The sequence below is a fragment of the Azoarcus sp. CIB genome, assembly GCF_001190925.1.
Lineage (GTDB): Bacteria > Pseudomonadota > Gammaproteobacteria > Burkholderiales > Rhodocyclaceae > Aromatoleum.
Window position 1 is genome coordinate 5,120,377 of record NZ_CP011072.1, and the last position, 21,287, is coordinate 5,141,663.

The window sequence follows — 21,287 nt, forward strand, 5'->3', positions numbered from 1 at the left end:
TTGCCCGTTCATGGCCAAGACCGAATCCTGTTTCCGCGTGCGGCTTTAACCAGTGAAATAACGATGCTGATGCGCCGCCAGGGACCGGCTCGCCGGAAGGAAACGAGGCCGGAAATCCGGCCTCGCACGCTTTCCGGGCATCCTGCGTACGGCGTCAGGCGACCGCGTATTCCAGGTTGACCCGCTTCGACGGGGCGAAGCGCTGGCGCGAGAAAAACCGCGCGAGCGCGAAGTCGTCCCAGTTCACCGACGTATACACCTTCTTCACGCCCGCCACCTTCATGTTGGTCATGAACTGGTCGAGCAGCTCGCTGCCGACACCGTGTGCCTGCAACTCCGGATCGACGCCGATGGTGTCGATCGTCGCCGAGGTCTCGGGGATGCCGAACTCGCCGAAATAGACGTCGCCCATGACGAAACCGGCGACGCGGCCGTCGATCTCGCACACGAGCGACACGTTGATGTTGTGATTCGGGTTCAGTGTCGCCTCGATCTTGCGCGTGTAGTACTCGCGCCGGTCCTGCTTCGAGGCTACCTGGTCGATGCGGACGATCGCGTCCAGATCGTCTTTCCTGAGCACCCGCATGACCCGCGTCTGGTTCGCCATGTGTCTTCCTCCGTGGATGGCGCGCCCGGACCGGGCGCGCCTCAAGCTCAGGCCTTGACGGCCTGCTTCTGCATCAGCGTGTAGCCGAAGAGTGCCGCGCCCAGCGCGCCCGCGATCTGGCTGTCGATCTTGGTATCGACGGCCTTGATGCCCAGCAGCTTCTCGATCCGCTTCACGACGCCCGGGTTCTTCGCGATGCCGCCGGTGATGAAGAAGCCTTCCTCGACACCAATACGCTCCAGCAGGCTCACGACACGCTCGGCCATCGCCTGGCAGTACGCCGCGATCACCATGTTCTTCGTGTAGCCAGCCTTGAGCAGGCCGAGCGCCTCCGACTTGGCGAAGACGACGCACACCGAGGAGACGGCTTCCGGCTCTTTTTCCACGTCGAACGAGCGCGGACCGAGTTCGGCGATCGGGATCTGCATCAGGTCGGAGACGACTTCCATGCCGCGACCCGTTCCGGCTGCGCACTTGTCGTTCATCAGGAAGTTCGTGACCTTGCCCTTCTCGTCGCAGTGGATGGCCTTGCAGTCCTGGCCGCCCATGTCGAGGATGGTGCGCACCTTGTTGCCGCCCATGTAGTTCGCGCCGCGGGCATGGCAGGCAATTTCGGTGATCGCCTTGTGGGCGAAGGGCACGTTCACGCGGCCGTAGCCGGTGCCGACGACGTAGTTGATGTCCTCGAGCTTCATGCCGATCTTGTCCATGATGCCCTGCAGGGCATTCTTGGCCGAGTCCGGCGAGTTGTTGCCGGTGCGCATGCTGTTGTAGCCATACAGCTCGCCGTCACAGACCAGCACCGCCTGCGAGGACACCGACCCGACGTCGATGCCGCAGGTGATGATCTTGGCGTCCTTCCAGTTCTTGGTCTCGTCGTACCAGGTGTTTTCCTGCCAGCGCCAGAATTCCTTCTTCTCGGGGGCGGCGGTGGCCAACTTTGCTTCGTCCATTCCTGCATTCATTTGCGTGCTCCTCGATTCATGTCCGGTCGGTTCAGTGCAGGCGCTCGGCCGCGATCAGCGCGCAGCCTAGCGCGCTGGCGAATTCGGGCAGCTCGGGCAGCAGCACCTCGTCCACCTCCATCGCGTTCTTCAGCGACTGGACGAAACCAGGGTTGTGGCCCATGCCGCCGATCAGCACGACGTTGCCTTCGATGCCGACGCGACGAACCATCGCGCACACGCGGCTCGCCACCGCATCCAGCACCGCCTTCGCAATGTCTTCCTTGGGCGTCGAGGAGTGGATCAGCGACACCACTTCCGACTCCGCGAACACTGTGCATTGCGCGTTCATCGGGATGCTCTTGTCCGACTTCAGGCTCGCCTCGCCGAACTCCTTGAGCGACAGCTGCAGCGCGCGGCTCATCGCCTCGGCGAAGGAACCCGCACCCGCGGCGCACTTCTCGTTGCCGGCGAAGTCGATGGCCTTGCCGGCCGAGTCGGTCTTGATGCCACGACCTTCCTCGGCACCGACGTCCACCACGGTGCGGGCCTGCGGATACATGTACACAGCGCCGCGCGCACCGGCCGTCATCTCGGTGACGCCTTCGGTCGCGAAGGCGACCTGGCTGCGGCCTGCGCCGGTGGCGAAAACCGACTTCACCTGGTCGCGGCTCACGCCCGCCGCCTTCAACGCATCGTCGTAGGCCCGTTCGGCGGCTTGGTCCGCATCGAGGTCGCCCGGCAGCATCATGTGCGCCTTCTTGACGAACAGCTGCGGCTTGCCTTCCATGTCGAGCTCTTCAAGCAGCACGACCTTCACGCTGCGCGAACCCATGTCGATTCCTGCTGTGATCATCTTCATGTCCTCATCTCGTTGGCATTGCTTGTACGTGTCGTCCGCGCGCGTCGCTCTCTGCGGGGTTTGGGGTTTTAGCGCGGCGAGCAATTGGGTAATAGGTTTGCGAGTTGCAGGGCCTGCTCCCTCCCCTTCAAGGGGAGGGTTGGGGTGGGGATGGGTTCAGCGGCCACCACCGAAACCCATCCCCCTCCTAAACCTCCCCCCTTGAAGGGGGAGGAACAAGAAGCCCACCAATCAGACGGCCAGCTTGCGCAGCCCGAGCTGCTCCATGAAGGCATCGACGCGCCCCTGCGTGCGCACCTCGTCGAACTCCCGCTCGTCGCCCATGTTCCCCTCGTAGGTCATGATCGGGATGCCGGCCTTGGCCATCGCCTGGCGGTTTTCCATGATGCCGACCGACAGGCCTTCGCAGCCGCGGTTGAGGTGCATCATGCAGCCGTCGACACCCCAGTCGCGCGCGATGTTGAGCATCATCTCGGACTTCACCGAGGGGTCGAAGAACTGCTGCCACAGCGGCTTCGAGAGGTTCCAGTCCGCATACAGGCGCAGCGCCGTGTCGCGATCGTTCATCTCGATGCCCTTCTCCCACGGCACGGTGCGCGCGCCCCAGGAGCCGTCCTCCTTGTACTCCCAGGTACCTTCGAGGCCGAAGGTGTAGAGGGAGCCGATCGACACCGCACCGTAGCTCTCGAGGTAGCGGAAGATCTTCAGGAAGGGCCAGGGCGGCTGCGTGTCGGACATCAGGCGGCAGCGCTCGTTGGGCACCGCGGCAATGCCGCGCACGACGCGGTCCTTCACTTCGTCGTACAGCTCGTCCATGAAGTCCGCGCACCACTGCGACGACTTGTGCAGGATGCACAGCACGTAAAGCGAGTACATCGTCTTCTCGTCGAGCGGCGCGGGGCGAGCCTTCTGCAGCTCGCAGATCTGCGCCCAGCGGCTGGTCGAGCGCATCTCGTTCTTGATCGCGCGGATCAGCAGCTCGTCGTCGCACTTGCGCCCGGTCGCCTTCTCGACGAACTCGATCGAGTCGTGCAGCTGCGCCGTCACGTAGTCGAGCCGTTCCGGGGTGAGGTCCTTGTACGCGCCGACCGAGACGTCGACATAGAAGTCGGGGATGTTCTTCACGCGCGCGACGTGCTGGTACCACTTCGCGTGCGAGCAGCAGATCTGCGTCTGGTAGATGAAGTCCGACTTCGGCCACTTGCCGCCGTAGAAGTACTCGTCGAGGTGCATGCTGCCCCAGTAGATGCGCATGTAGGAGCACATGTCGCGGGCGAAGCCGTAGGACTCGGCTGCGTCGAGGCAGCGCTGCGTAAACTTCTTGTCGAGTGACACGCCTGCCGAATACGGCTCGCCGGTCAGCGGATAGACGTCGTCGCCGAGCGAGGTCGGGATCGCGTCGAAGGACCAGCCGGCCGCGGACCAGCGGATGCCGCCGTTTTCCTTGGCGCGGGCGTAGTTCTGATAATACTGCTCGCGCAGCTCCTTGGCCTTGCTCCACAGCTTGAGCGGCTCGGTCGGGTAAAGCGCCTTCATGTCCATGACTAGTCTCCTGTGGGGCTCAGAACAGTTCTTCTTCGCTCAGCGTCTCGAGCATCGCTTCGATGCGGATGCGGAACGGGCCGATCGGGTTCGTGATGTCGAATTCGAGGAACAGCGTCGGGATGCCGTTGGCTTCGAGGTGACGCTTCAGGTCCGGGTAGTCGCCCTCGTGCGGATCGCAGAACTTCTGCTGCAGGAAGACGGCCGCCTGCACCTTGTATTCCTTGGCCAGGTTCAGCACGTGATCGAAGCGGGTGTGCGCCGGGTAGTCCTTGGTCGGGCAGGCCGGGCGGTCGCAGTAGCGGTCCGCGATGGCCTTGACCACGTCGTCGTCGTTCTTCGACGCGTTCCAGAAGTAGCGCGTGCCGGAGCACTGGTCGTCGATCACGATGGTGGCACCAACCGACTCGACCATCGCCATGAAGGAGACGTCGTCGTTCTCCGAACCGATGGTCATGAAGCGCGCGCCCGTCGGCCGCGTCACCTTGCGCGCCGGCAGCGCGGCGAGCACCTTCTTCAGCATCTCGTTGTGTTCGCGCTTGTCGATGAACTGCACGGTGATCGACGCGTACAGCGCCTCGACGCCGGTGACCTTGGGTTCATCCGCCTTGCGGTAGTCGAACAGCTCGCGCAGCAGGCGGCGGTTCTCGTCCATCACCGCGAGCGCGTCGCGCAGCATGGCGTCGGTGATTTCCTTGCCGGTGAGCGTCTGCAGGAACACGCGGAACTGCTGGATCTCGGCGTAATGCGCCTTGCGCGAATGCGGCGACTGCACGTCGTTCGGCATCGCGACGTAGTAGTCCCACTGCACGCTCGGCACGTTCTGGCGCCACGAGCTGTAGGCCTGGCGGTACTGGATGCAGGACTGCGTCAGCGTGACGCCTTCCGCGTAGTCGAAGCGGCCCAGCAGGCCCTGTGCGAGCGAGTCGCGGCAGAACGGACAGAACATGCCGAAGATGTGCGGCTCGGTCACGTTCTGCGGCTCGTGCGCGCCGAGCACGCGCACCGGCAGCATGCCGGCCGCGATCAGGAGCTCTTCCGGCGTGTAGGTGCACATCGTTGCGACGACCTGGCCGCCGGTGCGCGCCTTCCATGCGCGGGCGTAGTCGTGGCGCTTCTCGTACCACTCTTTGAACTGGTCAAACAATCCGTCGTTCATGAACCTGTCTCCTTTTGATTGCCCCGCCCTGTCGGGGAGCCTGTCCGGCCAAGTCGTTCCGGTCCCGCCACCTGTTCAGTCTGTTTGATGCCCATCAACTGACTGAATGTTCGTTCACTCTACCTGCGAGTTTTTACGAAATCAAGAGATGAATGAACAATTATTCATTTGCATGCAGTGGAGTGCATGCGGACGTTCGCCGGCGGGAAACGTCAGGCGCGGGGAAACGGCTGCGGGGAGACCGGTAAACGGAAAGCGGGGCAAGGCATTGCTGCCCTGCCCCGCAAGGGATCAGGCGTGGAGGTGGCGCGGCCCCTCAGGGCAGGCGCGATGCGCTGCAGCGTCGGCGACAGGCTGTGGCGTGCCTCAGCCCTCCTGCTCGGGCGCCGGGTTGAAGTGTTCCTTGCCGTTGCCACAGTCCGGGCAGACCCAGTCCTCGGGCACGTCTTCCCACTTGGTACCGGGCGCGATGCCGTCGTCGGGCAGGCCGTCGGCCTCGTTGTAGGGGAAGTAGCAGGCGCTGCACTGGTAGGTGGTCATGATGGCGGTCTCTCTGTCGTTGCGGGTGGGTTCGGGCGCTCTGCGGCGCTGTTGTGGGATTGCGGTTTTTCGTAGGGCGGGAGCTATCCCGCCAAATGGGCGTATCGGGCCGGCACCGCCGCGTGGCGGGATGCGCTGCGCTCCTCCCGCCCTACGGTCACGGGGTTGCGGAACCTCGTGAATGTCATATCGGCGAGCCTGCCGGGAAATTCGGCGTCCTTCGCTCACGCACGGCCGCCAGGCCTTCGCGCACCTCGGGTCCGGTGAAGCCCAGCATCTCCAGCGCGACCGAGTTGTCGAAGATCGGGCCGGCCTGGCGCAGCCAGTTGTTGAGGCTGTGCTTGGTCCAGCGCAACGCGGTCTGTGGGCCGGCGGCGAGTTTTCGTGCGACGTCGAAGGCGGTGTCGCGCAGGACCTCGGCCTCGACCGCCATCGACACGAGGCCGATGCGCTCGGCTTCCTCGCCGCTGATCTCGTTCGACAGCAGCAGATGCAGCTTGGCCTTCGCCATGCCGCACAAGAGAGGCCAGATGATCGCGGCGTGGTCGCCGGCGGCGACGCCGAGCCGGGTGTGGCCGTCGATCAGGCGCGCATTCTTTGCAGCGATCGAGATGTCCGCCAGCAGCGCGACCGCGAGGCCGCCGCCGACCGCCGGGCCGTTGATCGCGGAGACGATGACCTTCGAGCAGTTGATCATGTTGTACACGATGTCGCGTGCTTCCTTCCACACGCGGGCGCGATGCTCGAACTCGTCGACCATCGCGGCCACGAGGTCCAGCGTGCCGCCGGCCGAGAAGCCTTTGTCCTGGCCGCGCACGACGATCACCGACACGGCCGGGTCGCGGTCGAGGTCGCGCCAGATGTCGGCGAGCTCGCCGTGGCCGGCGGCGTCCGCGGCGGGGAGCTTGCCGGGTTCGCCGAGGATCACTTCGGCGATGCCGTGATCGTGGAGTTCGACCTTGAGGTTGGTGTAGCGGCTGTAGTCCATCGTCTGTCCTTCGTCATCGTAGGGCGAGATGAAATCCCGCCGAATCGGTGGTTCCGCGGCCTAGTCCATCAGATAGCGGCTGAAGCGCTCGCGCCATTCGTCATCGATCAGGGTCGAGCGCGGCGCGCCGCCGAGATCGGCCCACACCACCGTCTGCTTCGCGCGGAAGCGCACCTGCTCGCCCATCGTCGCGGTGGTGACGATGTCCATCGAGCTGCCGCCGATACGCGCGACGTAGAGCGTAAAGGTCAGTTCGTCGCCGTGCATGCTCGGCGCGATGAAGTCGACTTCGAGGTGGCGCATCGGCACGCCGCGGTGAATTTCGGCGTGCAACTTGTAGAAGTCGACGCCGATGCCGTCGTCGAACCAGTCCTCGACGACTTCATTGCACAGCACCAGGCACTGCGGGTAGAAGACGATGCCGGCGGGGTCGCAGTGGTGGAAGCGGATGGATTTCTTGCATTCGAAGATCATGGTCGTTCAGTCCAGGATACGGTTCACGAATTCGCCGACGGCCTCGATCACGGCCGCGGGCTGGTCCTTGTGGGGGGAGTGGCGGCAGTCGGCGAGCTTGACGAGATCCACGTCGCGCGCCTGTGCGGCGATGCGGTCGATCTGGTCCATGGTGCCATATTCGTCGTCCTCGCCCTGAATCGCGAGCACCGGGCAGGCGATGCCCGGCACGTATTCCTCGATGTTCCACGCGCGGAAATCCGGATGCAGCCAGATGTCGTTCCAGCCCCAAAAGGCGGCCTCGACATCGGCGTGGTACTTGCCCAGGCGCGCCGGCAGGTCGGTGCTCTGCCACGCGACCTTGGCCTGGGCGATGCTGTCGACCGAGATGTCTTCGACCAACACGTGCGGCGCCATCAGGACCACGCCCGCGAGCGGCGTGCCGGTGCCGCCCGCGCAGATCAGCGCGATCGAGCCGCCGTCGGAGTGGCCGAGCAGGATGGGCCGGTCGAGCTGCAGCGCGTCGAGGAAGGCCGGCAGCACCTTGAGGCCCTCGTCGTGCATGTAACGCGTCGTGCGCGGCAGCTCGGCCGGGTCGGAACGCCCGTAGCCTGCGCGCGAATAGACGATGGCCTCGCAGCCGGTCGCGTCCGCGACCTTCTGCGGGAAGTCCCGCCACATCGATACGGAACCCAGCCCCTCGTGCAGGAACACGATCGCGGGCGCGCCCTCGCGCGGATGCGACGAGGGCAGGCGGACGTATTCGAGACGCTTGCCTCCAATTAGCACTTGCTTCATTCAGGTCTCCCGCCGGGCCGCCCCAAGGGACGCCTGTGCCCCCTCGGGGGGCAGCGAAATGTAGTTAATGAGCGTGGGGGCCGTTCATCTCAGACCCCCAGGTGTTTCTTGATGAGCTCGGGATTATTGCGCACCTCCACGCTCGGGCCATCAAACACGACCTGGCCTTTCACGAGGATCATCGAGCGGTCGGTCAGCGCGGTGATGGCCGCATGGTTCTTGTCGACGATCACGGTGGCGATGCCGCTGTCGCGGATCTCGCGGATCACGCGCCAGATTTCGCGCACGATCAGGGGCGCCAGGCCCTCGGTCGCCTCGTCGAGGATCAGCAGATCCGGGTTCGTCATCAGCGCGCGGCCGATCGTGAGCATCTGCTGCTCGCCGCCCGACAGATTGCCGCCGCCGTTCTCGATGCGCTCGGCAAGCCGCGGGAAGGTCGCCATCACGCGGTCGAAGGTCCACTCGCGCTGGCCGTCGACGCCGGCGCGCGCGGCCATGATCAGATTCTCCCTGACCGTCAGGTTCGGGAAGATGCCGCGGCCTTCGGGCACATAGGCGATGCCCAGCTTCGCGATCTTGTGCGTCGGCCCGCCCGTCATGCGCTGGCCGCGCACCAGCACGCCGCCGGCCTTGGGCGTGAGGAAGCCCATCATCGTGCGGATCAGCGTCGTCTTGCCCATGCCGTTGCGGCCCATCAGCCCGAGCGCCTCGCCCTTGCGGATGTGGAAATTCACGCCGTGCAGGATGTGACTGGAGCCGTAATAGGTATGCAGGCCGATCGCCTCGAGCAGCATCTCGCGCTGGTCGGGACTCTGCTCCGCGGCCGGCGCCGCCGCCGCTTCGTTCGCTCTGAACATGGTCATGTCATTCATGCTCCGCCTCGTGTCCCAGGTAGGCCGCCTGCACGTCCGGGCTGTTGCGGATCTGCTCCGGTGAGCCCGATTCCAGCACCTGGCCGTTGACCATCACGGTGATGCGGTCGGCGACCGCGAACACCGCGTCCATGTCGTGCTCGACGAGCAGGATCGCGCGCGTCGCCTTCAGGCGGTTCAACAGCGTGACCATCTGCGCGGACTCCTCGGAGCCCATGCCGGCGAGCGGCTCGTCGAGCAGCAGCACTTCGGCGTCGGTCGCGAGCACCATCGCGATCTCCAGCTGGCGTTGCTCGCCGTGCGACATCGTGCCGGCGACGCGATCCTCGCGGCCCGACAGGCCCGCCTCGGCGATCGCCGCGCGTGCACGTTCGACCGCTTCGGGCATGCGCAGTGCGTTGGTCAGCAGGCTCCACGGGCGCGGCTTCCTCGACTGCGCGGCGAGGCGGCAGTTCTCCAGCACCGTGAACTTGGGGAAGATGTTGGTGCGCTGGTAGCTGCGCCCGATGCCGATGCGCGAGCGCTGGTAGGCGGTGAGCGCGGTGATGTCCTCGCCCTTGTAGCGGATCGTGCCTTCGGACGGCGGCAGGTCGCCCGACAGCATGTTGATGCAGGTCGATTTCCCCGCGCCGTTGGGCCCCAGCAGCGCATGCAGCACGCCGCGCTCGAGCTGGATATTGACCTTGTGGTTCGCGAGCAGCCCGCCGAAGCGGCGGGTCATGCCCTCGGCGGCAAGCAGGACTTCACTCATTGGTCTTTCCCCCGTTGATGCGCGCCATGATGCGGGCGGGTGTCGCGGCCATGCCGCCCGGCATGAAGAGCACCGCCGCGACGATGGTGAGGCCCATCAGCAGCTGCCAGTGCTTGGTCATGCCGGTGAAGATTTCCTGCAGGCCGACCAGCGCCGCGGCCCCGGCGATCGCGCCGGCGAGGTTGCCCATGCCGCCGAGGATCACCATCAGCAGCACGTCGCCGGACTTGTGCCACGACAGGTACTCGGGCGTGACGAAGCCGAACAGCACCGCGTACAGGAAGCCCGCGACACCGGCCAGGGCGCCCGCCAGCGTGAATGCGGCGAGCTTGTAGCGGAAGGTCGCGTAGCCGAGCGAGAGCATGCGGTGCTCGTTGCTGCGGATGCCGACCAGCACGCGCCCGAAGGGCGAGCGCAGCACCAGCTTCAACAGGCCATACACGGCCAGCATCGCCGCGACGACGAAGTAGTACAGATGCAGCGGCTCGTTGAGGTCGAACGGCGCCCAGCCGGCGATCGCCGCGTCCGGCTTGAAGTTGAGGTAGATGCCGTCCGAGCCGCCGCCCACCGGCGTGTCGTGGAACACGTAGTAGGCCATCTGCGCAAAGGCGAGCGTCACCATGATGAAGTAGATGCCCTTGGTGCGCAGCACGAAGAGCCCGATCACGAAGGCCGCGAGCCCTGCCGCCAGCACCGAGGCCGGCAGCGCGAGCCACAGGTTCGCCGGGTCGTACTTGGGGGTCATCAGCGCGACCGCGTAGGCGGCGATGCCGAAGTAGGCCGCATGGCCGAAGCTCACCAGGCCGGTGAAGCCGACGAGCAGATCGAGACTCATCGCGAAGATCGCCAGGATCAGCACCTTGGCGACCATCTCGGCATAGAAGTCCGAGCCGAAGGCCGGGAAGGCGAGCACGCCGGCCATCACGGCCAGCTTGAAGAACGTGGTTGTACGGGAATTCATTGCCTCATCCTTCCTCTTAAGCCTTCTTGAAGATGCCTTCGGGGCGCCACAAGAGCACCAGAGCCATCACCAAATAAACCATCAGGCCCGCGAGATCGGGCAGCAGCACCTTGCCGAAGGTATCCGCGAAACCGATCACCAGCGCCGCGACGAGCGCGCCCCACACCGAACCGACGCCGCCGATCACGACGATGACGAAGGAGATGATCAGCACGGAAGAGCCCATGCCCGGATAGACGGAGGAGATCGGCGCGGCGAGCATTCCTGCCAGCGCGGCGAGCGCGACACCGAGCGCGAACACGGTGCGATACAGCAGGTTGATGTCGATGCCGAGCGCCTTGACCATGTCGCGGTCGTGGCTGCCGGCGCGGATCATCATGCCCAGGCGCGTCTTCTGGATGAGCGAGTACAGCCCGCCGGCGAGCGCCAGGCACACGACCGAGATCACCAGCCGATACACGGGGTAGCTGAGGTTGTCCGACAGCGGGATCGAAGCCGAGAACAGCTCGGGGATCGTCACGCCGTGCACGTCGTCGCCGACCATGAGACTACGCAGCTCCTCGAAGATCAGGATCAGGCCGTAGGTCAGCAGCACCTGCTCGAGGTGGTCGCGCTTGTACAGATGCGAGAACAGCGCCCATTCGAGGATCGCGCCGAACGCGAACGCAAGCGGGATGCCCAGCGCGATCGACAGCATCAGGTTGCCCGTCAGGCTCGTCAGCGCGAACGCGAGGTAGGCGCCCACCATGTAGAAGCTGCCGTGCGCGAGGTTGATGATGCCCATGATGCCGAACACCAGCGTCAGCCCGCTGGCGACCAGGAACAGCAGCAGGCCGTACTGCAGCGAGTTCAGCACCTGGATCAGGAAGGATACGAAATCCATGAGTCTTCCCCTCCGGGCGCCTTTTCAGGGCGCCTGGATATGTGTGGAGTGAAGCGGAAGGGCTTGCGAACTATCGACCCGTCGATATGGTTCGATGCGGCACGGTCACTCCCTCCCCTTCAAGGGGAGGGCTGGGGTGGGGATGGGTGGACGCCGAAGCGCCTGAAAGAAACCCATCCCCATCCTGTCCTTCCCCTTGAAGGGGAAGGGACCCTGTCTGAACCGATCGCTGGGCGAGTTGGCCTTACATCCGACACCCGCGCGCCGGATCGGCCAACGCCTTCTCGGCGACGCCGACGAGCTTGTTCTCGCGGCCTTCAACCTTACGCAGGTAAATGTCCTGCACCGGGTTGTGCGCCTTCGACAGCGTGAAGGCGCCGCGCGGGCTGTCGATCTTCGCCGTTTCCATCGCCTTGGCGACGGCGTCCTTGTCGAACTTGGCGCCCTTCAGCGCGTCGAGGCCGGTCTTGAGCATCTGCGCGGCGTCATAGCCCTGCACCGCATACACGTCGGGCTGCGCCTTGTAGGTCAGCGCGTAGGCCTTGCGGAAGGCCTGGTCCTTCGGATTGGTCAGGTTGTCGGCGTAGTGCAGCGTCGTCATCACGCCTTCGCCCGAGCCGCCCATCGCATCGATCGTGCCGTCGGTGAGGAAGCCCGAGCCGTAGAGCGGGATGGACTTCTTCAGGCCGGCCGCGTCGTAGTCCTTGACGAACTTGACCGCGCCGCCGCCGGCGAAGAACACGAACACGGCGTCCGGCTTGAGCGACGCGATCTCGGTCAGGAAGGGCTGGAACTCGACGTTCGGGAAGGGCAGGTAGAGCTCCTTCGCGACCTTGCCGCCGGCCTTCTCGAAGGCTTCCTTGAAGCCCGCGACGGATTGTTCGCCGAAGGAGTACTTCCAGCTCACCGTGACGACGTTCTTGTGGCCGCGCTCGGCGACGATCTTGCCCATCGCGTAGGCCGGCTGCCAGGCCGAGAAGGAGCTGCGGAACACGTTCGGCGCACACAGCGGGCCGGTCAGCTCGTCGGCGCCGGCGTTGGGGATGATCAGCAGCGTCTTGGTGTCGCGCGCGACCTTGGCCATCGCGAGGGCCACGCCCGAATGCACGGTCCCGACGAGGACGTCGACGCTGTCGCGCTTCACGAGCTTGGACGCGTTCTCGGTCGCCTTCGAGGGATCGGACTCGTCATCGACGACCGAATACTCGACCTCGTAGCCGCCGAGCTTGCCGCCCTGCTCCTGCACGTACTGCTTGAAGCCGTTGGTGATCGCGGTGCCCAGGGCGGCATAGGTGCCGGTGTAGGGCAGCATCAGGCCGACCTTGATCTTCTCGGCGGCCTGCGCGGCGGCCAGGGGCAGCAGGGTGCCGGCGACCAGGCCCAGCATCACTTGCATCATCGTACGGCGCGTCTGTTGCGTCTTCTTCATGGTTGTCTCCTCCATCGGGATGGGTGGGGTTTAGCCCCTTGTATGTTCGGTTTCGTAGGGCGGAAAAGCGAAGCGCCTTCCGCCGTATGCATTACGCCCGAGGCTGTTCCAAATCCGCCCATGCGGCGGAAGGCGCCTTCGGCTTTTCCGCCCTACTTTCCTGCCATGGCACGCAGCTTGAACCGCTGGATCTTGCCCGTCGCCGTCTTCGGCAGCTCGTCGACGAACTCCATCCAGCGTGGGTACTTGTACGGCGCGAGATGCGCCTTCACGTGCGCCTTGATCTCGGCGGCGAGCTGCTCTGAGCGGTTGAATCCGGGCTTCAGCACGATGAAGGCCTTGGGCTTGATCAGGCGTTCCTCGTCCTCGTGGCCGACCACCGCCGCCTCGAGGATCGCCGGATGCTGGATCAGGCAGGACTCGACCTCGATCGGCGACACGTAGATGCCGGAGACCTTGAGCATGTCGTCGTTGCGCCCCGCATAGACGTAGTAGCCGTCGGCGTTGCGCGAATATTTGTCGCCGCTGCGCGTCCACGGTCCCTGGAAAGTGGCGCGCGTCTTCTCGCGGTTGTTCCAGTACATCACCGCGCTGGTCGGGCCGGAGATCTGCAGCTCGCCCGGCTCGTCGGGGCCTTCGACGACATTGCCGTCGTCGTCGATCAGACGCACCTGGTAGCCTGGCACCGGCTTGCCGGTGGTGCCGTAATGGACGTCGCCGGGGCGGTTCGACAGGAAGATGTGCAGCATCTCGGTCGAGCCGATGCCGTCCAGGATCTCGACGCCGAAGCGCTCGGTCCAGCGCAGCCCGATCTCCTCCGGCAGCGCTTCGCCGGCCGAGGTGCACATGCGGATCGCGAGCTCGTCGCGCGTCGGACAGTCGGCGTCCGCCAGCATCGACGCGTACAGCGTCGGCACGCCATAGAAGATGGTCGGCCTGTGCTCGCGCAGGCGCTTGAAGGCGGCGGCGGGCGTGGGGCGCTCGGCCATCAGCACCGCGGTCGCGCCGACCGCCAGCGGGAAAGTCAGGCCGTTGCCCAGCCCGTAAGCGAAGAAGAGCTTGGCCGCGGAGTACACGACGTCGTCTTCGCGGATGCCGAGGATGGGCTTCGCGTACAGTTCCGCGGTGTGGATCAGGCTGGAATGCAGGTGCACCGTGCCCTTGGGCGCGCCGGTCGAGCCGGACGAATACAGCCAGAAGCACGGATCGTCGCAGGTCGTCGCAACCGCCTCGAACCTGTCGGAGGCATTCGCCATGAGCCCCGCGACCGAATCGGCTCCCTCGCTGCCGGCGACGACGATGCGCTCGAGCGACTCGACCTTGCCCAGCAGCGGCGCGAAGGTGTCGTACAGCGGAGCCGACACGACGGCGATGCGCGCGCGGCTGTCGGTGAGCATGTATTCGTAGTCGGACTGCGTCAGCAGCGTATTGACGGCGATCGGCACGACGCCCGCCTTGATCGCGCCGAGGAACACGGTCGGGAAGTCGATCGTGTCATGCACGCACATCAGGATGCGCTGCTCGCGCGTGATGCCGAGACTGCCGAGCGCGTTGGCGAAGCGATTCACGCGCGCCGCCAGTTCGTCGAAGCTGTAGCGGCCGAGGTCGTCGATGTAGGCGATCTTGCTGCCGCGGCCGGCGTCGAGGTTGCGGCCGATGAGGTCGTCCGCAGCGTTGTACTGGCGCGGCAGGGTGATGGTCGGCGGACTGGTGCTGTGGTCCACTGCGCTGAGCGTGGTCATTCCTTCTCTCCTCCGTTCTTCCGGCTGATGCCGGGGGTATTCCGTGCCGGTCTTGGTGCCGGCGTCATTTACTCTGTGGCCGTCATCGCCCACACGACGTCTGGTGTCGGACGTAGGGCGGAAAAGCGAAGCGCCTTCCGCCGAATGCTTGCCGTCGCACCACTCATATTGCATACGGCGGATAACGCCTTCGGCTCATCCGCCCTACGATTTCGTAAACTCGATCGCGCCCTGCGGCAGCAGGTACAGCACATAGGCGCGGCCGTCGCTCACCGTCGGCCGGTGCACGCTGCCCGGGCCGTATACGAACCAGCCGGCGCCGTGGCCGTCGAACTTCGCGTCGCCTTCGAGCGGCATGATCATGTCGATCTCGCCGTTGGGGTGGGCGTGCTGCGGGCCGACGAGGTCCTGCATCTCGACGACGTCGACGCTGAAGCCGTGGATCGCCTCGGTCGGCTTGATGACGCGGCCGAATTTGATGCCGCCGTGCTCGCGTTCGCACATCCAGCCGGCGGCGACCGCATCGCTGCACGCCTTGGCGATGGACTGGAACTCGGCGCCGGTTGCGGGGAAGCGTTCGTTGAGGAAGTCGGCGAGCTGGCCGTCGAGCGGGCGGCCGGCGATCTCGCCGGTCACCTTCGCGATCAGCGCCTGGAACTGGTCTGGCGTCATGTCTCCATCTCTCCGTCGGAACTGGGGGTTGGGGTCAGGGGGCGGGATGCGTATAGGTTTTATAGTTCATGCACCGAGCAGTGCGGCGTCGACTGCGTCACGCGACAGGGCGTCGAGCACGGCCGGGCCACCCTGCACGACGCAGCGGCGGTGGTACATCGCCAGCGCGCGCAGGCCGCCCAGCTCCTCGCCGCCGCCGGCGCGCCCGGGGCCGCCGTGCAGGCAGGTGGGCATCACGTTGCCGTGGCCGGTGTGGTTCGCGCCGACCGCGGCATCGACGACCATCACGCGGCCGTGCAGGTCGGCGATCGCCGGCACGAGTTCGCCGAGGAAGGCCGCGTCGCCGGAATACACCGACGCGACGAGCGAGCCATGGCCGCGCCGCGCGATCGCGATGGCGTCCGCGGTGCCGACATAGGGCACGATGGTCGCGACCGGGCCGAAGACCTCGACGTCATGGACGAAGCGCGCGGCAAGACCCTTGTCGCAGAAGAGCAGCGTCGGCTGCACGAAGGCGGACACCGCGGCATCGGCACCGACCGGCTCGAATTCCGGATCGCCGCCGAACACGACTTCGCATTCCTGCCGCAGCTTCGCCAGGCCCTCGAAGGCCGCGGCCTGCTGCGCCTTGCTCACCAGGGGGCCGACGCGCACGCCGTCGCTGCGCGGATCGCCGACCTTGCAGCCGGCGAGCTTGCCGGAGACCGCATCGGCGAGCGCACGCGAGGTTCCGGCCGGCGCAAGGATGCGGCGGATCGCGGTGCATTTCTGACCGGTTTTGATCGTCATCTCGCGCACGATCTCCTTGACCGCGAGATCGAACTCGGCCGTGCCGGGCTGCGCATCCGGGCCGAGGATCGCCGAGTTCACGCTGTCGGCCTCGATGTTGATCCGCACCGAGCGCGCGACGACGTTTGGATGCGTGCGCATGCGCGCGGCCGTGTCGGCCGAACCGGTGAAGGACACGACGTCGCATTCGGTGACGTGGTCGAGCAGGTCGCGCGCCGATCCGCACACGATGGAGATCGCGCCCGGCGGCAGGATGCCCGCCTCGACGACGTCGGCGACCATGCGCTGGGCGAGCCACGCGGTGGGCGTCGCCGGCTTGGCGAACACCGGCACACCCGCGAGCAGCGCCGGCGCGGCCTTCTCCCACAGCCCCCAGGCCGGGAAGTTGAACGCGTTGATGAACACGGCGGCGCCGGTCAGCGGCATCAGGAAGTGCTGACCCTGGAAGACATCGGTCTTCGCCAGCGGCACGCGGCTGCCTTCCTTCAGGTGGCGCGCGGCGCCCAGCGCCTTGCCGGCACGGGCGTAGCTCTTGAGGGTGAAGATGGCGCCATCGACATCGAAAGCCGCGTCGCCTTCGGTCGCACCGGAGTTGCGCAGCGAGATGTCGAAATATTCTGCACGTTTGGCCGTCAGCAGCTCGGCGATCGCCGCCAGCTTCGCCGCACGCTCCTCGTAGGTAAGGGCCTTCAGTGCAGCGCCGCCTGCCGTGCGGGCGAACTCCAGTGCCTGTGCGACGTCGATACCGTCCGACGACACCCGCACCAGCTCCTCACCGGTGACGGGATCGTTCAGCGCCGTGCCGGCGCCCGCACCTTCGATCCATTGCCCGTATACGTAATTGGCCAGCTTCACCTGATTGTCTCCTCTCTCTGTTGAGGCATCGCGGTCTTGCGCCGGATGACTGATGTTCTGGCGTCGCGCCCAGGGCGCAACGGGTGGAGATAGAATACACGCGCGAAATTCCTCGTCAAGCACTTTACTTCCACTTTGTTTCTAGCAAGCCATGTAAAGATGCAGTTTTTGACACAGCATCACAGCAACCGCCGTCCTATACTGGATGAAAACTGCAAATTAGTGCAGTGCAACACAAATAAAACTGCACTTTAGGTGTTGACGTGTCGATCTTGCTGCACTATTGTTCAACTCAACCGATGCAGTTCGCTGCAAGAAAGGAACCCAGATGAGCCTCGAACCCACCACCGAACCGCAGCAGGAAGCGCTCCAGACAGCCGACCAGGCCGTCGAGAGCAATATCCTGCCGGCGCTCGGCAGGCGCGTCCGCGAAATCCGCGACCGCCGTGGCATGACGAGAAAGCTCGTGGCCCGCGAAGCCGGCGTGTCGGAACGCCACCTCGCCCACCTCGAAGGCGGCGACGGCAACGTGTCCATCGTCCTGCTGCACAACATTGCCCGCGCACTCAACGTCCCGCTGATCGAGCTGCTTGCGCCGGAAACCGAAGATACCGTCGAGAAGCGCCTGATCCGCCGGTTCCTCGAGCGCCTGCCGCAGCATCGCCTGGAAGAAGTCGTGTTCCGCCTGATGCGCGACTTCGGCCACGAGGAAGCTGTGCGCCGCAAGCGCATCGCGCTGATCGGCCTGCGCGGCGCCGGCAAGTCGACGCTGGGCAAGCGCCTCGCGCAGGAAGAAACGATGCCCTTCATCGAGCTCGACCGCGAGATCGAGAAGGAAACCGGCATCCCGGGGCGCGAGATTTTCTCGCTGTACGGCCAGTCGGGTTACCGCCGCATCGAGAAGCGCACGCTGGAGCGCGTGCTGCGCGACAACCCGCGCGCGGTGATCTCGGTTGGCGGCGGTGTCGTGTCGCAGCCGGAAAGCTTCGAAATGCTGCTGTCGCAGTGCATGACCGTGTGGGTCAAGGCGCAGCCGGAAGAACACATGGCCCGCGTGATGGCCCAGGGCGACCTGCGGCCGATGGCGGGCAACGACGAGGCGATGGAGGACCTCAAGCGCATCCTCGAAGCGCGCCTGCCCCTCTACGCCAAGGCAGACACCGTACTCGACACCACGGGCGAGACGGTGGACCAGAGTTTCATCAAGTTACGCCAGCTCGTACTGGGCTGAGCCTCATACACAGAGAGAGAGGAGACAACCATGGAAGCAGTCGCGAACAAGCCGGTCGGAGAGCTGGTCGATTACCGTACCGAACCGTCGAAGTACCGTCACTGGTCGCTCGCGACCGATGGTGAGATCGCCACGCTGACGCTCAACATCGACGAGGACGGGGGCATCCGCCCGGGCTACAAGCTCAAGCTCAACTCCTACGACCTGGGCGTGGACATCGAGCTTCACGATGCCCTGCAGCGCGTCCGCTTCGAGCACCCCGAAGTGCGCACCGTCGTCGTCACCTCGGGCAAGCCGAAGATCTTCTGCTCCGGCGCCAACATCTACATGCTGGGCCTGTCGACCCACGCGTGGAAGGTGAACTTCTGCAAATTCACCAACGAGACGCGTAACGGCATCGAGGACTCCAGCCAGTACTCCGGCCTCAAGTTCCTCGCCGCGTGCAACGGCACCACCGCCGGCGGCGGCTACGAGCTGGCGCTCGCCTGCGACGAGATCGTGCTGGTCGATGACCGCAACTCCTCGGTGTCGCTGCCCGAAGTGCCGCTGCTCGGCGTGCTGCCCGGCACCGGCGGCCTGACCCGCGTCACCGACAAGCGCCGCGTGCGCCGCGACCACGCCGACATCTTCTGCACCATCTCCGAAGGCGTGCGCGGCAACCGCGCCAAGGACTGGCGCCTGGTCGACGACGTCGTCAAGCAGCAGCAGTTCGCCGAACACATCGCCAACCGTGCCAAGGAACTCGCCAAGACGTCCGATCGTCCGGCCGGCGCCAAGGGCGTGCAGCTCGCCCGCCTCGAGCGCACCACCGACGCGACGGGCTACCACTACGAATTCGTCGATGCGACGATCGACGCCGACGGCCGCACCGTGACGCTGACCGTCCGCGCCCCCTCCGCCGTCACGGCGAAGACCGCCGCCGAGATCGAAGCCCAGGGCATCAAGTGGTGGCCGCTGCAGATGGCGCGCGAACTCGACGACGCGATCCTGAACCTGCGCACCAACCACCTCGACGTCGGCCTGTGGCAGCTACGCACGACGGGCGACGCGCAGGTCGTGCTCGACATGGATGCGACCATCGTCGCCAACCAGGACAACTGGTTCGTGCGTGAAACGCTCGGCATGCTGCGCCGTACCCTCGCCCGCATCGACGTCTCGTCGCGCAGCCTGTACGCGCTGATCGAGCCGGGCTCGTGCTTCGCCGGCACGCTGCTGGAAATCGCGCTCGCCGCCGACCGTACTTACATGCGCGACGCCGCTGATGCGGCCAACCGCATCGGCCTGTCGGCGATGAACTTCGGCCCGCTGCCGATGGTGAATGGCCTGCCGCGCATCGCCGCCCGCTTCTACCAGGAAGAAGGCCCGATCGCCGCCGTCACGGCCAAGGAAGGCAGCCTGCTGTCGCCCGCCGAGGCGCTGGAGCTGGGCCTCGTCACCGCGATCCCGGACGACCTCGACTGGGCCGACGAAGTGCGCATCGCCATCGAGGAACGCGCCGCGCTGTCGCCCGACGCACTCACCGGCCTCGAGGCCAACCTGCGCTTCGGCCCCGTCGAGACGATGAACACGCGCATCTTCGGCCGCCTGTCGGCCTGGCAGAACTGGATCTTCAACCGCCCCAACGCGGTCGGCGAGAACGGCGCGCTGAAGCTCTTCGGCTCCGGCAAGAAGGCGCAGTTCGACTGGAACCGCGTGTAAGCGCAACGCACCGCATAGATAGATAGATAGATAGAAGACACCCCGGAGGAGTACAGAGATGATCAACTACAGCGAACGCATCCCGAACAACGTCAACCTCAACGAGAACAAGACGCTGCAGCGCGCTCTCGAACAGTGGCAGCCGTCCTTCCTGAACTGGTGGGACGACATGGGTCCGGAAAACTCGACCAACTACGACGTGTACCTGCGCACCGCCGTCAGCGTCGATCCCAAGGGCTGGGCCGACTTCGGCTACGTCAAGATGCACGACTACCGCTGGGGCATCTTCCTCGCGCCGCAGGAAGGTCAGAAGAAGATCAGCTTCGGCGAGCACAAGGGTCAGGACGTGTGGCAGGAAGTGCCGGGCGAATACCGCTCGACGCTGCGCCGCATCATCGTCACCCAGGGCGACACCGAGCCGGCATCCGTCGAACAGCAGCGCCACCTCGGCCTCACCGCCCCGTCGCTGTACGACCTGCGCAACCTGTTCCAGGTGAACGTCGAGGAAGGCCGCCACCTGTGGGCGATGGTCTACCTGCTGCACGCGCACTTCGGCCGCGACGGCCGCGAGGAAGGCGAGGCCCTGCTCGAGCGCCGTTCGGGCGACGCGGACAACCCCCGCATCCTCACCGCGTTCAACGAGAAGACCCCGGACTGGCTCTCGTTCTTCATGTTCACGTTCATCACCGACCGTGACGGCAAGTACCAGCTCGCCTCGCTCGCCGAATCGGCGTTCGACCCGCTCGCCCGTACCTGCAAGTTCATGCTCACCGAGGAAGCGCACCACCTCTTCGTCGGCGAATCGGGCATCGCCCGCGTGATCCAGCGCACCTGCGAAGTGATGAAGGAACTGGGCACCGACGATCCCGCGAAGCTGCGCGCCGCCGGCGTCATCGATCTGCCGACGCTGCAGAAGTACCTCAACTTCCACTACAGCGTCACCAGCGACCTGTACGGCGCCGAAATCTCGTCGAACGCCGCGACCTACTACACGAACGGTCTCAAGGGCCGCTTCGAGGAAGAGAAGATCGACGACGACCACACGCTGCAGAACTCGGAATACGAGGTCATGGACGTCGCCAGCGACACGATCGGGACCCGCAAGGTCGCGGCGCTGTCCGCGCTGAACGAGCGCCTGCGCGACGACTGGATCACCGACGTGCAGGCCGGCGTCGACCGCTGGAACCGCATCCCGGCCAAGTTCGGCTTCGGCTTCCGCTTCACGCTGCCGCACAAGGGCTTCCACCGCCGCATCGGCATGTTCGCCGATGTGCATGTCAGCCCCGACGGCCGTATCCTGTCGGAAGCCGAATGGACGCACCAGCACAGCAACTGGCTGCCGACCGAAAGCGACCGCCTGTACGTGCATTCGCTGATGGGTCAGTGCATCGAGCCGGGCAAGTTCGCCAACTGGATCGCCGCGCCGGGCCGCGGCATCAACAACCAGCCGGTGAACTTCGAGTACGTGCGGTTTAATTGAGACGCGGCAATTAGAAGGTTCCTCCCCCTTC

General features: G+C 65.5%; 20 protein-coding genes. 3 read left to right on the top strand and 17 right to left on the bottom strand.

Annotated features, from left to right (window positions below):
* Nucleotides 1–154 precede the first annotated feature (154 nt).
* The 17 genes from AzCIB_RS22990 to AzCIB_RS23070 all read right to left on the bottom strand — a co-directional run bounded on the left by AzCIB_RS22990 (nucleotide 155) and on the right by AzCIB_RS23070 (nucleotide 16,847).
* On the bottom strand, nucleotides 155–607 hold the full coding sequence (locus AzCIB_RS22990) for a GNAT family N-acetyltransferase (protein WP_050418029.1): 453 nt from the start codon (nucleotides 605–607) through the stop codon (nucleotides 155–157).
* 47 nt (nucleotides 608–654) lie between these two features.
* The gene (gene bzdQ, locus AzCIB_RS22995; RefSeq protein WP_050418030.1) at nucleotides 655–1,572 is read right to left on the bottom strand and encodes a benzoyl-CoA reductase, bzd-type, subunit Q; all 918 of its coding nucleotides are present in this window, start codon (nucleotides 1,570–1,572) and stop codon (nucleotides 655–657) included.
* A 31-nt stretch (nucleotides 1,573–1,603) separates the two neighbouring features.
* Nucleotides 1,604–2,413 (bottom strand): acyl-CoA dehydratase activase, encoded by an 810-nt coding sequence (locus tag AzCIB_RS23000; protein WP_232299300.1) that lies wholly within the window; start codon nucleotides 2,411–2,413, stop codon nucleotides 1,604–1,606.
* 231 nt (nucleotides 2,414–2,644) lie between these two features.
* On the bottom strand, nucleotides 2,645–3,955 hold the full coding sequence (gene bzdO, locus AzCIB_RS23005) for a benzoyl-CoA reductase, bzd-type, subunit O (protein WP_232299301.1): 1,311 nt from the start codon (nucleotides 3,953–3,955) through the stop codon (nucleotides 2,645–2,647).
* Between the two features lie 19 nt (nucleotides 3,956–3,974).
* Complete coding sequence (bzdN, locus tag AzCIB_RS23010) at nucleotides 3,975–5,114, bottom strand: benzoyl-CoA reductase, bzd-type, subunit N (RefSeq protein WP_050418031.1); 1,140 nt, start codon at nucleotides 5,112–5,114, stop codon at nucleotides 3,975–3,977.
* 366 nt (nucleotides 5,115–5,480) lie between these two features.
* A complete protein-coding gene (locus AzCIB_RS23015; protein WP_050418032.1) occupies nucleotides 5,481–5,654 on the bottom strand; it encodes a rubredoxin in 174 nt (57 codons plus the stop codon).
* 184 nt (nucleotides 5,655–5,838) lie between these two features.
* Nucleotides 5,839–6,642: an enoyl-CoA hydratase/isomerase family protein gene (locus AzCIB_RS23020; RefSeq protein WP_050418033.1), complete on the bottom strand. Its 804-nt coding sequence runs from the start codon at nucleotides 6,640–6,642 to the stop codon at nucleotides 5,839–5,841.
* A 60-nt stretch (nucleotides 6,643–6,702) separates the two neighbouring features.
* The gene (locus tag AzCIB_RS23025; RefSeq protein WP_050418034.1) at nucleotides 6,703–7,116 is read right to left on the bottom strand and encodes a benzoyl-CoA thioesterase; all 414 of its coding nucleotides are present in this window, start codon (nucleotides 7,114–7,116) and stop codon (nucleotides 6,703–6,705) included.
* A 6-nt stretch (nucleotides 7,117–7,122) separates the two neighbouring features.
* On the bottom strand, nucleotides 7,123–7,893 hold the full coding sequence (locus AzCIB_RS23030; RefSeq protein ID WP_050418035.1) for an alpha/beta fold hydrolase: 771 nt from the start codon (nucleotides 7,891–7,893) through the stop codon (nucleotides 7,123–7,125).
* Between the two features lie 89 nt (nucleotides 7,894–7,982).
* On the bottom strand, nucleotides 7,983–8,687 hold the full coding sequence (locus tag AzCIB_RS23035) for an ABC transporter ATP-binding protein (RefSeq protein ID WP_050418525.1): 705 nt from the start codon (nucleotides 8,685–8,687) through the stop codon (nucleotides 7,983–7,985).
* A 70-nt stretch (nucleotides 8,688–8,757) separates the two neighbouring features.
* On the bottom strand, nucleotides 8,758–9,516 hold the full coding sequence (locus tag AzCIB_RS23040; protein ID WP_050418036.1) for an ABC transporter ATP-binding protein: 759 nt from the start codon (nucleotides 9,514–9,516) through the stop codon (nucleotides 8,758–8,760).
* A complete protein-coding gene (locus AzCIB_RS23045) occupies nucleotides 9,509–10,477 on the bottom strand; it encodes a branched-chain amino acid ABC transporter permease (protein WP_050418037.1) in 969 nt (322 codons plus the stop codon). Before AzCIB_RS23045 ends, AzCIB_RS23040 begins: the two co-directional genes overlap by 8 nt.
* Nucleotides 10,478–10,493: 16 nt before the next feature.
* A complete protein-coding gene (locus AzCIB_RS23050) occupies nucleotides 10,494–11,360 on the bottom strand; it encodes a branched-chain amino acid ABC transporter permease (RefSeq protein ID WP_050418038.1) in 867 nt (288 codons plus the stop codon).
* 244 nt (nucleotides 11,361–11,604) lie between these two features.
* Nucleotides 11,605–12,789, bottom strand: coding sequence for an ABC transporter substrate-binding protein (locus tag AzCIB_RS23055; RefSeq protein WP_050418039.1), 1,185 nt, complete (start codon nucleotides 12,787–12,789; stop codon nucleotides 11,605–11,607).
* A gap of 152 nt (nucleotides 12,790–12,941) precedes the next feature.
* On the bottom strand, nucleotides 12,942–14,531 hold the full coding sequence (locus AzCIB_RS23060; RefSeq protein WP_050418040.1) for a benzoate-CoA ligase family protein: 1,590 nt from the start codon (nucleotides 14,529–14,531) through the stop codon (nucleotides 12,942–12,944).
* Between the two features lie 204 nt (nucleotides 14,532–14,735).
* Nucleotides 14,736–15,203, bottom strand: a complete 468-nt coding sequence (locus AzCIB_RS23065; protein WP_050418041.1) for a DUF4863 family protein — start codon at nucleotides 15,201–15,203, stop codon at nucleotides 14,736–14,738.
* A 66-nt stretch (nucleotides 15,204–15,269) separates the two neighbouring features.
* On the bottom strand, nucleotides 15,270–16,847 hold the full coding sequence (locus tag AzCIB_RS23070) for a 3,4-dehydroadipyl-CoA semialdehyde dehydrogenase (RefSeq protein WP_050418042.1): 1,578 nt from the start codon (nucleotides 16,845–16,847) through the stop codon (nucleotides 15,270–15,272).
* Between the two features lie 328 nt (nucleotides 16,848–17,175).
* Between AzCIB_RS23070 and AzCIB_RS23075 the strand changes: the two genes are divergently transcribed.
* From AzCIB_RS23075 to boxB, 3 genes are read left to right on the top strand one after another with little or no spacing between them, the layout of a single operon-like run.
* Nucleotides 17,176–18,078, top strand: a complete 903-nt coding sequence (locus AzCIB_RS23075) for a helix-turn-helix transcriptional regulator (protein ID WP_050418043.1) — start codon at nucleotides 17,176–17,178, stop codon at nucleotides 18,076–18,078.
* 30 nt (nucleotides 18,079–18,108) lie between these two features.
* Nucleotides 18,109–19,776, top strand: coding sequence for a 2,3-epoxybenzoyl-CoA dihydrolase (gene boxC / locus AzCIB_RS23080; RefSeq protein ID WP_050418044.1), 1,668 nt, complete (start codon nucleotides 18,109–18,111; stop codon nucleotides 19,774–19,776).
* 58 nt (nucleotides 19,777–19,834) lie between these two features.
* Entirely contained in the window at nucleotides 19,835–21,256 is a 1,422-nt protein-coding gene (gene boxB / locus AzCIB_RS23085) for a benzoyl-CoA 2,3-epoxidase subunit BoxB (protein WP_050418045.1), read from the top strand.
* Nucleotides 21,257–21,287: the final 31 nt, after the last annotated feature.

Coding starts and splice junctions, on each gene's coding strand:
- AzCIB_RS23045 (WP_050418037.1), bottom strand. CDS start 10,477: ATGAATTCCCGTACAACCACGTTCTTCAAGCTGGCCGTGATGGCCGGC.
- AzCIB_RS23075 (WP_050418043.1), top strand. CDS start 17,176: ATGAGCCTCGAACCCACCACCGAACCGCAGCAGGAAGCGCTCCAGACA.
- AzCIB_RS23050 (WP_050418038.1), bottom strand. CDS start 11,360: ATGGATTTCGTATCCTTCCTGATCCAGGTGCTGAACTCGCTGCAGTAC.
- AzCIB_RS23030 (WP_050418035.1), bottom strand. CDS start 7,893: ATGAAGCAAGTGCTAATTGGAGGCAAGCGTCTCGAATACGTCCGCCTG.
- AzCIB_RS23065 (WP_050418041.1), bottom strand. CDS start 15,203: ATGACGCCAGACCAGTTCCAGGCGCTGATCGCGAAGGTGACCGGCGAG.
- boxB (WP_050418045.1), top strand. CDS start 19,835: ATGATCAACTACAGCGAACGCATCCCGAACAACGTCAACCTCAACGAG.
- AzCIB_RS23015 (WP_050418032.1), bottom strand. CDS start 5,654: ATGACCACCTACCAGTGCAGCGCCTGCTACTTCCCCTACAACGAGGCC.
- AzCIB_RS23025 (WP_050418034.1), bottom strand. CDS start 7,116: ATGATCTTCGAATGCAAGAAATCCATCCGCTTCCACCACTGCGACCCC.
- bzdN (WP_050418031.1), bottom strand. CDS start 5,114: ATGAACGACGGATTGTTTGACCAGTTCAAAGAGTGGTACGAGAAGCGC.
- AzCIB_RS23060 (WP_050418040.1), bottom strand. CDS start 14,531: ATGACCACGCTCAGCGCAGTGGACCACAGCACCAGTCCGCCGACCATC.
- AzCIB_RS23000 (WP_232299300.1), bottom strand. CDS start 2,413: ATGAAGATGATCACAGCAGGAATCGACATGGGTTCGCGCAGCGTGAAG.
- AzCIB_RS23020 (WP_050418033.1), bottom strand. CDS start 6,642: ATGGACTACAGCCGCTACACCAACCTCAAGGTCGAACTCCACGATCAC.
- AzCIB_RS23035 (WP_050418525.1), bottom strand. CDS start 8,687: ATGCTGCTCGAGGCGATCGGCCTGCATACCTATTACGGCTCCAGTCAC.
- AzCIB_RS22990 (WP_050418029.1), bottom strand. CDS start 607: ATGGCGAACCAGACGCGGGTCATGCGGGTGCTCAGGAAAGACGATCTG.
- boxC (WP_050418044.1), top strand. CDS start 18,109: ATGGAAGCAGTCGCGAACAAGCCGGTCGGAGAGCTGGTCGATTACCGT.
- bzdO (WP_232299301.1), bottom strand. CDS start 3,955: ATGGACATGAAGGCGCTTTACCCGACCGAGCCGCTCAAGCTGTGGAGC.
- AzCIB_RS23040 (WP_050418036.1), bottom strand. CDS start 9,516: ATGAGTGAAGTCCTGCTTGCCGCCGAGGGCATGACCCGCCGCTTCGGC.
- AzCIB_RS23055 (WP_050418039.1), bottom strand. CDS start 12,789: ATGAAGAAGACGCAACAGACGCGCCGTACGATGATGCAAGTGATGCTG.
- bzdQ (WP_050418030.1), bottom strand. CDS start 1,572: ATGAATGCAGGAATGGACGAAGCAAAGTTGGCCACCGCCGCCCCCGAG.